This is a genomic window from Tropicimonas sediminicola, assembly GCF_900188335.1.
Lineage (GTDB): Bacteria > Pseudomonadota > Alphaproteobacteria > Rhodobacterales > Rhodobacteraceae > Tropicimonas > Tropicimonas sediminicola.
The window spans coordinates 25462-38619 of record NZ_FZOY01000016.1 but is presented as its reverse complement, the minus strand read 5'-3'; the positions used below and the strand labels follow the sequence as shown (position 1 = coordinate 38619).

At 58.4% G+C, this 13158-nt stretch carries 9 protein-coding genes; 8 read left to right on the top strand and 1 reads right to left on the bottom strand.

The genetic code is table 11. The features are described from left to right. Positions 1–114 precede the first annotated feature (114 nt). From CHB86_RS24415 to CHB86_RS23325, 5 genes are all read left to right on the top strand, one after another. Positions 115–1842, top strand: coding sequence for a hypothetical protein (locus CHB86_RS24415; protein WP_141134988.1), 1728 nt, complete (start codon positions 115–117; stop codon positions 1840–1842). Between the two features lie 744 nt (positions 1843–2586). After that, positions 2587–3564, top strand: coding sequence for a serine hydrolase domain-containing protein (locus tag CHB86_RS23340; RefSeq protein WP_089235527.1), 978 nt, complete (start codon positions 2587–2589; stop codon positions 3562–3564). A gap of 912 nt (positions 3565–4476) precedes the next feature. Then, on the top strand, positions 4477–5964 hold the full coding sequence (locus CHB86_RS23335) for a DUF1254 domain-containing protein (protein ID WP_089235526.1): 1488 nt from the start codon (positions 4477–4479) through the stop codon (positions 5962–5964). Positions 5965–6081: 117 nt separating this feature from the next. Next, a complete protein-coding gene (locus CHB86_RS23330; protein ID WP_089235525.1) occupies positions 6082–7509 on the top strand; it encodes a DUF1254 domain-containing protein in 1428 nt (475 codons plus the stop codon). Between the two features lie 13 nt (positions 7510–7522). Next, entirely contained in the window at positions 7523–8644 is a 1122-nt protein-coding gene (locus CHB86_RS23325) for a DUF1214 domain-containing protein (RefSeq protein ID WP_176443000.1), read from the top strand. Positions 8645–9351: 707 nt separating this feature from the next. On the opposite strand, the gene CHB86_RS23320 is transcribed toward CHB86_RS23325, so the two are convergent. Further along, positions 9352–10323 carry an AraC family transcriptional regulator gene (locus CHB86_RS23320; protein WP_089235523.1) on the bottom strand — a complete coding sequence of 324 codons (972 nt, stop codon included), beginning with the start codon at positions 10321–10323 and terminating at the stop codon, positions 9352–9354. A 521-nt stretch (positions 10324–10844) separates the two neighbouring features. Here CHB86_RS23320 and CHB86_RS24410 point away from each other — a divergent pair. The 3 genes from CHB86_RS24410 to CHB86_RS23310 all read left to right on the top strand — a co-directional run bounded on the left by CHB86_RS24410 (position 10845) and on the right by CHB86_RS23310 (position 13016). Further along, positions 10845–11030 carry a hypothetical protein gene (locus tag CHB86_RS24410; protein WP_141134987.1) on the top strand — a complete coding sequence of 62 codons (186 nt, stop codon included), beginning with the start codon at positions 10845–10847 and terminating at the stop codon, positions 11028–11030. A gap of 55 nt (positions 11031–11085) precedes the next feature. Next, positions 11086–12138 carry a linear amide C-N hydrolase gene (locus CHB86_RS23315; protein WP_217898368.1) on the top strand — a complete coding sequence of 351 codons (1053 nt, stop codon included), beginning with the start codon at positions 11086–11088 and terminating at the stop codon, positions 12136–12138. 230 nt (positions 12139–12368) lie between these two features. Then, complete coding sequence (locus tag CHB86_RS23310; protein WP_089235522.1) at positions 12369–13016, top strand: peptidylprolyl isomerase; 648 nt, start codon at positions 12369–12371, stop codon at positions 13014–13016. The last annotated feature ends 142 nt before the right edge of the window (positions 13017–13158 follow it).

Here is a 13158-nt window from a genome sequence, read left to right as displayed (position 1 = left end):
TCAAATCAAGAAGGGCAAAGGTGGACGACTTTTACGCCGCCCGCAGCAGGGTCATCCCGCCGCTACCGTGGCCGACTTTCTCACCGCCGTTCTCACGTGTGGAGGGCGGAGCCGATGCATAACCAAGAGGTACAGAAGAATCGGGCCGCCAGCCCGGCCAGTTCAATTCACAAAGCGCTGCTCCAGGCCGAAAAGGTCGAATGTCCGGCGGAGTACATCTCTCCGCTGACGCCTCTGGGACATTCCAACGGAAGCTACCACTTCCTCTCGCCGGCGGGAGAACTTCGCACAATGAAGGCGGAGTCCCTCGAGAGCGGCAGAGGGGTGAGAGCCTTGTTCGAGGGCATGGGAGATCCCATCGAGGAATGGTGTCGTTCGAAGTTCGCGGCCCGTGACAATGGTTGGTGTCCCAAGAAGGCCGGTCAATGGATCATCGCCGAATGCAATGCCAAAGGTATCTTCGATCCAGCCAGGGTGGAGCAGAAATCGATTGGGGTTTGGCGCGCTGAAAGCAATCATGCTGTTGCCCATTGTGGTGACTGCTATGTCGATCCGCACGGCACCGTTTCCCCACTCAATGAACACGGTGCCTCCCAGATCATGATCGGCGCGGCACCTATCGAGAAACCAGATTTTTCGCCAGCACGACCCGACACCTTCAAGAAACTACTGCAAGATCTTGAGCAATGCTGGGGTTGGATGCGCCCTGAAGATGCTGCGGTGTGGCTCGGGTGGACTGCCGCCGCGAGCCTTGGTGGCTTTCCAGCTTGGCGATCACATCTCTATGTGCACGGCAGTCGCGGAAGCGGAAAGTCCGGTTTGATCGAACTGGCAGCCACGCTTCTTGGCGAGGTCGCCGGAGGCGTCGTGAACGACGCCACGGAGGCCGGTCTCCGCCAGTCGAGGAACAACCACGCACGGCCGATACTCATCGATGAGTTCGAACCGGAAGACAATCCCGGCACGTCATCGCGCCAGGACAGGATGCTTGCGCTGTTCCGCGCAATGTCCGGCGGCAAGGGCGGACGCATTGCCCGCGGCGGTGCAGATCACACTGCAGTCAGCTTCCGGACGTTGGGCGCGGCCTATGTCACTTCGATCAACCACATCCACCTGCAACCACAGGACCGCTCTCGTTTTGTGATGATCGAGTTGAAAGCTTTGCCCGTGAACGCGCCTCCAGATCTTTTCCTTCGCCTGCGAGATTGTTGCGGGGGCCTATCCGCAAAGTTTCGCGGTCGTATGTTGATGCGCAGCCTCATTTGGGACACGACCCACGCAATGATTGCAATGCGTGCAAAGCAACTTGGGGCAGACACGCGGCAAGCGGATACGGCAGCGACGGTCCTCACGGGCCTCGATCTCCTGTTGCATGACGGGCCGGTCGACCAACTCAGGCTGGACAAGCTGGACCCGATGCTTCGCAATCTTATCGACGAAAGCGGCGAGGCAGATCAGGATTCCGAAGGCACGGACGCTCTTGAGTACTTGCTGAACAAGACCTTGCCGTTGGATCATGGTGTCCGGCGAAGCGTACGTGAACTGGTGAATCACACGATGTTCGGCGATCCGTGCGAGGGCAGCGCAGACCCGATTGCCGAACTTTGCCGATTTGGCATTCATCCACTAAGGGGTAAGGCGGAATTGGCCATTCTGCCGGGCAGATCAACGCCCACGGCCGAACTCTTCGCCGACACCAAATGGCGAGACGGTGCTCATGCTTCGGCCCTGATGAAACTGAACGGTGTATACAAGCCGGCAAACCCGGTTCGGCTTGGCCCTCGCTTGAAACCAAGGGTTCTGATGATACCGGCGGAACTACTGCGCTGCGAGGCTGGTTGAGCATCGCTCACTCAAACCAATGTGGCTACAACGTCCCAGGCAAGGCATTGAAATTTCGTGTGTATCCCTGCCTGGGACATTTGGGACGCCTCGCGCAGATACCCCTACTTTGCCCACACTCATCTCGCTTCCACACGAGGGGTTCGTTCTTTTCCTATCTTGTCCCATTTGAAAAAATACGTGATTCCATATCGTTAGATGGGACATTCCATTGTCCCGAGGCCAGCGTTCCCGTCCCAACATGGCATCAAACACGCAGTCCTCGCGCCTACATGGCCTTAACCAGCAGCCGGCGAGGGAGGGGGTGGGTCAAAAGTCCGGAGTTCGAGGTCCACAGACCCGTCTCATCCCAAACGCGCAGATTTTTTTTCCGCCATAGGACGGTTTTGGAGGTGACGTGATGGCGCCCGTTAACCAACGGCCCTTGGCTTCTTCGCATTTGGCAGGGCTCCGAACTAATCGTTTATTTACAATATACTAAGGAATTCTTGTGGGCTGATCGCGCCTGCTTGGTCCGAACATCAACCGAACGGATCCCTTCAAGGATCTTTTTTCCCGAACGCGTTATCTGAAGTCAGGCGGCCAAGAGCGTAACCGACTCATCCGTCCACCCGCGCTGCGGTCTTGGCGGCTGTACGTGAGCAAGACGCTGAAACCAGGAAGCAGCTTCGATTCCTGCTCAAGCAACACAATCGTGACCGAAGCGAACTGGACATCGGCACCCTGACTTCCGAAGTTCGCATCATGATCACAAGACGCCTGTTCTCCCTGTCCGCGGCCGCGACGCTGGCGACGCCGCTTGTCGCTCGTGCGCAGTCAGATGACCTGCGTGCCGCGGTTGCAAGCCTCCCCCAGCTCCACTCTCTCCAGATCCGTCGGGCGAACGAGACGGTCTTTGCGGAGGCCCCCCGCGGTCCGGGGCTGGATCGCCCCGCCAACATCAAGTCCTGCTCGAAGAGCATCGTCGCTCTGCTGCTGGGCAGCGCGATCGATCGCGGCGAGGTTCCCTCGGTGCGCGCGACGATCGCCGATCTGGCGCCGCGCCTCCTTCCAAGGGATGCGACACCCGGTGCGGCGGACATCACGATGGAGGACCTGGTCACGCTCCGCGCCGGCCTCGAGCGGACGTCCGGCTCTGCCTATGGGGAATGGGTCAGCTCATCGAACTGGGTCGCCAACGCGCTCTCCCGCCCCATGGTCGCAGAACCGGGCACGCGAATGCTGTACTCGACCGGGTCCACGCACGTTCTGGGCGCCGTGCTTGCCGAGGCCACGGGCCTGAGCCTTCTGGAACAGGCGCGCTCGCGCCTCGGGGCTCCCCTCGGCATCGAGATACCCGCCTGGACCCGAGATCCACAGGGGTACTTTTTGGGTGGGAACGAAATGGCGCTGCGGCCGACTGCTATGCTCAAGGTCGCAACGTTGCTTCGGGACGGAGGTGTCTTTGACGGCGAGCAGGTCATTCCGACAAGCTGGATCGAAGCCTCGACCAGACCGCACACCCGCTCGCCCTGGTCAGGCCTCTCCTACGGCTACGGGTGGTTCGTATCTCCGTCGGGGTATGTCCTCGGCCGCGGCTACGGCGGCCAGATCATCGCCGCTCACATGGGGCGCGACCTGGCTGTCGCGATCACCTCCGACCCGACGCAGCCCGCCCGGTCCGGTGGCTATTTCGGAGACCTGGTGCGCCTCCTCGACGGCCCAATTCTTGCGCTTTCCTGACGGGATCGGCGAGAGACCTCGACATTGTCGGAGATCCAGCCGATGCCGATCACGACAACGGGAGAACGCGGGTACCGTTCCGCCGCTTGACGACCGATATCAGTAGCTCTGCCGACCTACCGGACCTCAGCCGCAAGCGCGAAATCTCGACCGATGCGCGCGCAGCATTCGTAAGGAAGGGCGGGAAGTCGACCTTCGCTGCGGGTGCAAATCCTTCTTCTCGATGACGATAGAGCGGACATTCACACCATTGCGCCATCGTCGTAGGCGGGCCGCGCGCTGCTTTGCGCCGGGGGCTCAGCGCGCGGCCTCCCGCACCGCCAGCCGGGGCATTGGCTGCACGACTGCCACGGAGCCCAGTCGCTGCTGCACAACGAAAACCAAGCCGCGCTAATTTGCCGCGTGCGGCACGGCCTTCCACGCTGCCTTGTCGGGCCATGATCTGGTGGCTTTTTCGATTGAAGCCCGCGAGGTCGGCTTGATTTGGCTCTACTATTCTCGAAGCCCACGCTTCGTCCATGTCGATCGCGGGCCAGCATGTCAATACGCAGCGGCTTTCACGGTCAGGGCGATGATGCTCTCTGGCGTGAGCCCAGTGCGCGTTCACCGACCCTCTGCGCTGAACCGGATATCGAGCGACGAAGCCGATCGCATATCGTTGCGTGAGATCAAGGCCTAACCATTCAGGTTGCTATATGCTTCCGCAGGTCTACCAGCCCAGGGCCGAAGTTCTTGATGGATCATGGACCTTTCCAACGGTCGAGCCGATCCAGTAGAGCGCAAGTATCTGAAAAGACGTCTTACGAGAGATACTCTTGGCTTCTCGGGCGATCCGAAAGCCTTCAAATGCCCAACCAGTTGGTGATCCAGCAACGCCGAGCGATACCCGAAACATCAGAAAGGGAACTCGTCATGAAACCGACCCGCAGGCAAATCGTCGCTTCGTTCACTGGCCTGACCGCAGCTGCTGTGGTCGGAGCGCGCCCCGAAGGAGCGCAGGCTCAGGCTGCTCAGGACCTGACCACCGATGAGGCGCGCGAGATCGGCAGGGAGGTCTTCCTCTGGGGCATGCACCCGGTCGCCCTCTATCACCTGCGCTACAACTTTGCGCAGAACGAACAAAACCCGCTGAATTATGGCATCAACCGCCTGAACTGGAACAGGACGCCGCTCAAGGCATTGCCCCGGATCGCGACCACGCCCAATGCGACCACGCTTTATGGCAACGCGATGCTCGATTTGTCGAAAGAGCCGGTGGTGATCACCACCCCGGACATCCGCGATCATTATTGGAGCCTGCAGTTCTACGACAATTATGCCCGCTGGTGGCACATGATCGGCAGCCAGTTCAATGCGCCGGGCCAAGTGCGGCGCCTGCTCATCGGGCCGAACTGGAGCGGGGAGTTTCCGGACGGGTTCGTCGGCGAAGAGATTGTCAAGTCAGGCTCGGACTTCGCGGGTATTCTCGGGCGCGTGGCGCTGACCGATGACACCCAAGAAGAGTTGGCAGTGGTCAATTCAATTCAGGACGGCTTCACCGTAATGTCGCTCAGCGACTGGATCGCGGCGGGCCGGACGGATGTACGCCCCGATGATGTTCCGGAGACAAAAGCCGACTATCCGACCTATCCCGGCATGGAGACCATCGTGGAACCGGCGCGTCTTGCAGGCGTTGATTTTCTGCGTTGGGTGGGTCTGGTGCTCGCCGACCCGACCTTCACGTTGCAAGAGGACGGGCATCAGGAAATTCTCGCCCTTGAGCGGTTCGCGCGTCTCGGGCTCAAGCGGGGAATGACCTTTGATCCGGAGACGCTTACCCCGGAGATTATTGCTGCCATCTCGGACGGGATCGAACAAGGCCGTGCCGATGCCCTTGCGGTTGCGGAGACGGGAACCGGCGTCATGCGGAACGGCTGGGATTTCACGAGTGACCTTGACTACAAGGACACGAACTGGCGGCAACGGGCCTACTACGGGTTGATCGCCGTGCTGGCGCCGGTGCCATCAAGGTCCCATATCGGCACGTTCTGCATGACGGATTCCAATGGAGACCGGTTGACCGGCGCGCACCGCTACACGCTCACCTTCGATCTGCAAGACATGCCACCGGTGACGGAGTTCTGGGAGATTCCCCTCTACGACAACGAAGGCTACTTCGTGGACAACCCGATCGACCGTTATTCGCTCAACAGCTACATGCTGGAACGCGGGAAGCTGCAAACCGAGGGCGGCAAGCTCGTCATCTATATTCAGACCGAGGAACCCGAGGATCCTTTGCAGCTGCAGAACTGGCTGCCTGCGCCGGAGGGAGACTTCCAGTTCACCGCCCGGTTCTACGGTCCTTATTCCTCGCTCATTGATGGCAGATACAACATGCCTGGCATCGTGCGTGTCGAATGATGTGTCGGATGAGACATCGAACGCCAGGAGGCGCCCCGGCGAGGTTGCGGATCGTGGGGGTCGTTCATTTCCGGGAAACCATCTGCTTTCCCATTGTAATGTAATGGAGGCTTCAACATGCGGAATTTCTATCGTGGCCTGCTCGCGTCTGCGCTGCTTGCAGTCGTTACTGTGACAAACGTCGTTCTTCCGGCGACCCGGTCCCTTGCAGAGACAGAGTTGACGCCGGAAGAAGCACGAGCCCTGGCAAAGGACGCATGGCTCTTCGGAATGCCACTGGTGATGTTCGAGATCCAGGCCGACTTTCTGACCCATGTGACCAAGCCCGGAGCGGCCAAGGCGCCGGTCAACCAGTTTGTACACTACCGGCAGTTCATCGACGCCTCGAACCGGTCGATCGTCGGATTCAACGTCGACAACCTCTATTCACTGAGCTGGATCGACCTTTCGGACGAGCCTCTGGTGCTGTCCGTCCCAGCGGTGGGGGACCGCTACTGGGTGATGCAGATCGTCGATGCCTGGAACGGGGTGCCGGCGGCTCCGGGATCACGCACGCACGATGGTGACAGGCCGCATGACTTCCTGATCGCGGGTCCGGACTGGGACGGGCCTGTTCCCGAGGGGATGGAGCTGTTGCGCAGCCCCACCAACCTCGCCGGGATCGGCGGCCGCACATATTGCTCTGGCGCCGATGAATATGAACTCGTCAACGCGATTCAGGACAACTACAGGCTGACGCCGCTCTCGGCATGGGGGCAGCCTTATGCGCCCCCGTCCGAGGTACCGCTGAAGGCGGGCGTGGATGGGGTAACGCTGGTCAACGACCAGGTGCTGGCGCTCAGCTCCGAGGAGTTCTTCAGCAACCTCAATCGACTTTTGGCGACCAATCCGCCCTACGCCGACGATGTGCCAATGTTGGAGAAACTGCGCCCGCTGGGAATCGAACCCGGCGCGCCGTTCTCGACTGCTGAGATGAGCGACGATCTGCGGACCGGGGTAGACGAAGGCGTCGCTGATGCGAAGGTCGCGCTGGCAGAGGAATCCCGACAACTTGGCAAGCTGGTCAACAACTGGGGCCTGACCTACGACATGGGGCGGTTCGGGACACGCTATGCTTATCGCGCGGCGTGGACATTTGTCGGTATCGGCGGAAACCTGATCGAGGACGCCTTTTATCCCCTGACGTTGCTGGACGCCGTCGGCAATCCATTGACCGGCGAGCACGCATATACCCTGACCTTCGCCGAAGGGGCCTGGCCCCCAGCGGCCGCCTTCTGGTCCATGACGATGTACGATCTCGAAGGGTATCTGGTGAACAACCCTCTGAATCGATACGCGATCGGGGATCGAAGCGGGATGACGCCCAACCCGGACGGATCGCTGACCATATTCATTCAGGCCGAAACGCCGGGAGACGAGAAGGAGGCCAACTGGCTTCCTGCCCCCGGCAAAGGACCATTCAAATTGGCGCTGAGGCTGTACGTCCCGGGCGAAGCGGTCCTGAACGAAAGCTGGGTGCCGCCAGCCGTACAGTTGGCCAACTAAAGGAGGAATGGAAATGCGTAATTTCCTGACACTGGCTTTTGCGATGGCAGCAGTCATCGCCCCGATGCACGCGACGGCCCAGAGCGACGCGGTCAATGAATACCTCAGGCGTCTGCCCTACCAGGAGACGTTCAACTACATGATGAGCCAGACAGGCGGCGATCCGGCGAAACTCAATGCATGGGCGGCCGGCGCCGAGCCTGTTATTTTCAAGGCCGGGGAAGATATGGTTGTTCGCATGAACAACGATACGTTCTACAAGCAGGCCTATGCGGATCTGTCCCAAGGACCGGTCGTTCTGACCTCGGAAAATGCCGATCCTGATCGCTTCAGTTCGTTCCAGCTGATGGATGACCGCAATGTCAATTTCCGCAATATCATTCGGCCCGAAGGCAGCTACATGCTCTATTATAGTGAGAGACCGGAAGCTGCCGAGGGGGAGTTGATCGAAGCCCCGTCGAAACTTGTTCCTGTCGTGGTTCGGATCGAAGTCAAAGACCCGCACGACCCGGAGGACGTCGCCAAGGCAGAGGCAGTGCACAGGGGTATCGGGATCTCCGGGCCGGAGATTTCGTCGATAGAGCCGCTCGACCTGCTGAGTGAATTCGACGAGCAGACGGTCGAGACAGCCGAAGCCCAAATGGACGAGGTGATGAAGACCGTACCCTTCCGGGACATGGTCGCCGGTCCCGGTGACGTCCCAGACAAAGTGTCCTACCTGCTGTTAGCCGCCAGCGCCAAGCATGCATGGGGTGGTCCGGTGCCGTCTCACAGCGCCTATGAAGCCTTTTTCTCCGACGAGAATGGTGACCCGCTGGTTGGAGCGAATGGCCCCTACACGATCAAGACGGCCGAGCCGCCGGTGGACGCCTTTTGGTCCGTCACGGTCTATGACACGTCAACGGGCCGGTTCTTCGACAATCCGGACGATCGCTACCATATCAACAACACCATGGCAGATAAGAACGGCGATGGTACGGTCACGTTTCAGTTCAAGACAAAGTGCACGGAAGCGGACATCAATTGTCTCTATGTGCCCGAAGGAGCATTCGACATTTCCGCTCGATATTACCTGCCGGGCGAAGCGATCCAGACCGGTGAATGGACGATGCCGAAGCCGAGGACGATCAAGTAAGCGGGGCAGAATCCGTTACAAAGATGTAAGTCGCTTAATATCAGGCGTTCAATCGATAAAAATGGGGTGGATGCCGCTCCCTCCTGATGTCACCGCGATGTGCCAACCTTGCGCTGTCGAAGAACAAGCTGAAGGCGCGGGCATCCATGGGCAAAGCCATGACAACGCCATTACCACTGTATGAATGTACGGGCGACTTGTGCTGAACGGCGCGATCGAAATCCGCGGCTCCCTCGGAGAAATCTGCGCCACCCATGTCTCGCTCGCGACCACGATCCTTTGCTGCGGACCATGGAGCCGCTGGTCGCACGCGGTACCGTCGATTTGAACGCGTTGGCGTCGCTCGCCCTGTGAAAACTCTGCGCGGCGTACGAATGACCAGTACGGTCAAGCTGCGCTGCAGCGTTAATCAAGGAAGCGAGCGGCTGCTTTGGGCCGTTCGCATCGGTCGGAAACCTTGCTGCGCGTGCGAAGTGCCGCTCCCGGCCAACGGCCGCAAAGCGCAGTCATCGGAACTGTCGGCCCGAGCACACAGACACCGAGCGGCCATGTCGCCAGCAAGTCTGCTTTGCCGACCTTACGGACATCCGAGCGAAGCCATCAGATGTCCGCGACGAGCCCGGAGCAGACGTTTAGCGACCATAATTCTCGATCAATGGTTATTAGGTCAAGCCAACGTAATGGCCCGATCTGGGCCTTCCGAGAATTCACCTGCTTTCGAGCGTCTCTGATGGAAACTCTCCGAAGAGGCTCTGATATCGTTTCGCAAAGCGACCGCTGTGGGTGAAGCCAAGCGACAGGGCAACGTCTTTGACGGAAGGCGGGGGCCCTTCCTCTGCAAGGAATAGACTACGGGCTTGGGTAAGCCTTTTTGCTTGCAAGTACGCAATTGGCGGCGCGCCGTAAACTTCATTGAAGCACAAGTGCAGTTTCCTTGCTCCGACGTTGGCTGCCTTGCAAAGGTCAGCTATGCTTGGTGGGTTAGTCACGTAATCCTCAAATATTTCTTCTGCTCGCCTGACAACTCGCACCGGTTCAAGATTGGAGCTTGAAACAGCATTGTCTTCGATTGTCTGTGCAATAATAAGGTCGGCGACATCAGCAAAAAGATCATTCTCGACGCCAGCCTTGAGTGCGAATTTGCCGGGGCCAAGAGGCTCGTCAAACGACGCCGCTATCGTTTCCAGAATCCGTCTGTGGAACCTTGTGCCCAAGTCTGGACCGAGGGCTATCCGTTGATTGTCGAGGGCGATATCGTCGATGTAGCGACCACTCAAACTGGCGAACGTCTCCCTCAGTTTGGATTTTCGCATACCCAGCGATAAATTGTGTCTTCCCGCGCCGATGGATGAGTATCCGTCAGGACCGGCAAAAACAAAAACGTCGAACGGTCTTGCCACTTGACCATTGAAAACATGGTCGCCGAGCCAATGAACTGGTACCATGAAAACCATCCAATCAGGGTGAGGTACGATGGTACTGGCCATCTTTGGCGCGAAACTGCTGCGAAATACAAGCATGTCCCGCCCAATGATTTGCAGCATCTCGTACGCATGACTCCCCGGCCCGAGTTGTACCGCTTCTGACTGAAGCAAGGGCAGGCCGCGCCAAAGCGCTTGATGCGTCTGGTGAGTCTTTCCAGGAAGCCGTGACAAGTGGCTCTCGGGTACAGCTTTCATAAAAGAGTCCTCTCAAATGCTACGACCGCATGGCCTATCCCTTCAATGTCACAACCAGACAATATCTTATGATTTGACCCTCGATTCAGAGTTTATTGTCGGCGAAAATGCAATGGCTGAGATGGTGCCGTGTTCCAGCAAGTCAACAATATAGGGCATCACATGCGTACTTTGACGGCGTTCCTTGCGGCAACCGCACGTCTGACGATGACTTCTCCCGTGTCTGCGCAAGGCGCGAACGTCGAGACTCTTGGGCAGAAGAGACCTTGCCCGACTTCCCCGTTTTTCAAAGGATCTAAGCGAAACTCTGAGGTTCGGGCTGTTATGTGCGACAGGGGACGCGACTTTTGCAGGATCTGACCCTAGATTCCACTCCCAGATCCTTTCCGGTAAGGTAACATCCCGAAGCTATGGAAACTCTGTTTGGCGCCGGATGGGGGACAGCTTCGAGGCGTTCTAATCTCGCTGTACTTTAACCGATCTCTATCCTGAGCACTTATTCCGCGCATTTGGCGAAAGGCATGGCGATTTACGGCGGTCGTGCAATTGACCCGAAAGCCGGTCTCGATGGCATTGGTGATGTCGCCATTGAGGGCGATAAGATCGCGGCGATCAGCGATTTCCCGATGGAAGGTGGCGTAACGACGCGACCAGTACAATGGTGTCGCGGGAATTCATTGATCTGGATTCCACGGCAAAGATGCTGACTGAGGAATATTCGGAACAGCAAAAAACAGAACAAACTTTGGAGGATATGAGAATATGATGAAGAAACTACGAAATTGCCTGTGCCTTGCCTTGGCGACTGGCCTTGTTTTTTCTACCACGCTGCAACCGGCGAATGCTTGCTCCCGAATTCTGGTGGAAACCGGGAACGGGTCGTTCATTACCGGACGTAGCATGGACTGGGTCGACCCCGATCTTGCCAGCGATCTCTGGATTTTCCCGCAAGGCGTGGAACGCAAAGGCGGGGGCAGCGACAACGAGCTGACCTGGACCTCGAAATATGGATCCGTCATCACGGCGTTCTATGGCACCGCATCGGCGGATGGCATGAACGAGAAAGGCCTTGTAGGAGGCATGCAGTATCTTTCCGACAGCGATTACGGTGATCCGGCCGTAACCGGGAAGCCGACGATCAGCATTGGCGCCTGGTTGCAGTATTTTCTGGACAACTTCGCCACTGTTGAAGAGGCGGTGGCAGCCATGCAGGATCCGCCGTTCACGATTGTGTCCAAGCCGGTTGAAAATGGCATCGCCGCGGAAATTCACATGGCGATCTCCGACGCGTCAGGAGACTCCGCGATTTTCGAGTATATTGACGGCGAGCTCGTGATCCATCACGGGCGAGAGTACAATATCATGACCAACGACCCGGACTTCTCGACCCAACTCAAGCTGCTTGAGTACTGGAAAGGAGTGAATGGCGATAAGTTCCTTCCGGGAACGCTCAATCCGACAGATCGACTGGTAAGGTTGGATTGGATGCTGAACAGACTGCAAAAGTTCGAAGACCAGAACATGTCGCTGGCCAGCGTGTTTTCCGTAATGCGGAATATCAGCCCCCCGATCGGCATGAACAGCCCCGAGAACCCGATGAGCGCCATTACCCTGTGGCGCACCGTGTCCGATCACAGTGCCCGGACCTATTACTTCGACTCGGCGGTTTCACCCACCGTGTTCTGGGTCGACTTGAATAAGGTTGATCTGCAACCCGGGGCAAAAACGATGACCCTCAAGGTCTCAAAGGACCGCCCGCTTTCCGGAGAAGTCTCCTCCCAGTTCGAAGAGGCTGAGCCTTTCGAGTTCCTGTAAAGGCTTGCAGTAGGCTTGAGAGGGTTTCTCATCCATTTCTTTGTTGAGAAGCACCTCCAGGTGCTTTCCTACTGCGATGAATTGAGTGGAAAGATCGCGCAGGTTCTCTCAGCGAAGAGCTTCCAGTCGATCAGCGCCTCAAACCGCATGAGTTCACGGCGCAGCCTGTCACGCTTGTTCGACATCGACCGGGACACTCCCGAAACTTTTCTGACAGAAGGAGAAACCAGATGCGAAAACTGAACCCAAAGACCTTGACCGTGGCGCTTGCGGTCGCCGTTAGCGTCGCCCTTCCTGGTCAGTACAGCCACGCACAGGATGCATCTACCGTTGAGGTGATGATCCAAACGGCCGAGGGGGATATCCGCGTGGAGTTGTACGCCGAAAAGGCACCGGTTACCGTGGCCAATTTCCTGCGTTACGTGGAGGGCGGGTATTTCGACGGTGGCAGCTTCTATCGGACCGTCAACCCGGAAAACGATACGGGCACCCCGGTGATCGAGGTTATCCAGGGCGGCATGCCAGGCGGCGAACCCCCGTTTCCGCCGATCGCGCATGAATCAACCCGCGACACTGGCATACGCCACACGGACGGGACACTCTCGATGGCACGCGCCGAGGCGGGGACCGCCTCGTCGGAGTTTTTCGTAGCCGTTGGGGATCAGCCGGGGCTCGATTACGGATCGAGTCGAAATGATGATGGCCTCGGTTTCGCCGCTTTCGGACGCGTGATCGAGGGCATGGAGGTGGTGCGAACCATCCACGGGAAGCCAGCGGATGGATCGGTCGATATACCCTATCTTAAAGGGCAGATGCTGACGGAGCCAGTTGCTATCGAAGTAGTTACTCGACTGCCGGGCCACGGCGGGACACAGTGATGGGGAACCCTCAGCGGCAGACTTGAGCTGCTCCCACTGAAGTGGTCCACGAACTGGCATAGATTTGTCCCTTCATTTGGACGACCAGAGAATGCCTGGAAAACGAGACAAGCTGGAAGGGTTCTGTACGTAGAATATCGCT

Excerpts from the sequence above, each read along its gene's own strand:
- CHB86_RS23330 (WP_089235525.1), top strand. The coding sequence starts at position 6,082 with ATGCGGAATTTCTATCGTGGCCTGCTCGCGTCTGCGCTGCTTGCAGTC.
- CHB86_RS24410 (WP_141134987.1), top strand. The coding sequence starts at position 10,845 with ATGGCGATTTACGGCGGTCGTGCAATTGACCCGAAAGCCGGTCTCGAT.
- CHB86_RS23320 (WP_089235523.1), bottom strand. The coding sequence starts at position 10,323 with ATGAAAGCTGTACCCGAGAGCCACTTGTCACGGCTTCCTGGAAAGACT.
- CHB86_RS23335 (WP_089235526.1), top strand. The coding sequence starts at position 4,477 with ATGAAACCGACCCGCAGGCAAATCGTCGCTTCGTTCACTGGCCTGACC.
- CHB86_RS23310 (WP_089235522.1), top strand. The coding sequence starts at position 12,369 with ATGCGAAAACTGAACCCAAAGACCTTGACCGTGGCGCTTGCGGTCGCC.
- CHB86_RS23325 (WP_176443000.1), top strand. The coding sequence starts at position 7,523 with ATGCGTAATTTCCTGACACTGGCTTTTGCGATGGCAGCAGTCATCGCC.
- CHB86_RS24415 (WP_141134988.1), top strand. The coding sequence starts at position 115 with ATGCATAACCAAGAGGTACAGAAGAATCGGGCCGCCAGCCCGGCCAGT.
- CHB86_RS23340 (WP_089235527.1), top strand. The coding sequence starts at position 2,587 with ATGATCACAAGACGCCTGTTCTCCCTGTCCGCGGCCGCGACGCTGGCG.
- CHB86_RS23315 (WP_217898368.1), top strand. The coding sequence starts at position 11,086 with ATGATGAAGAAACTACGAAATTGCCTGTGCCTTGCCTTGGCGACTGGC.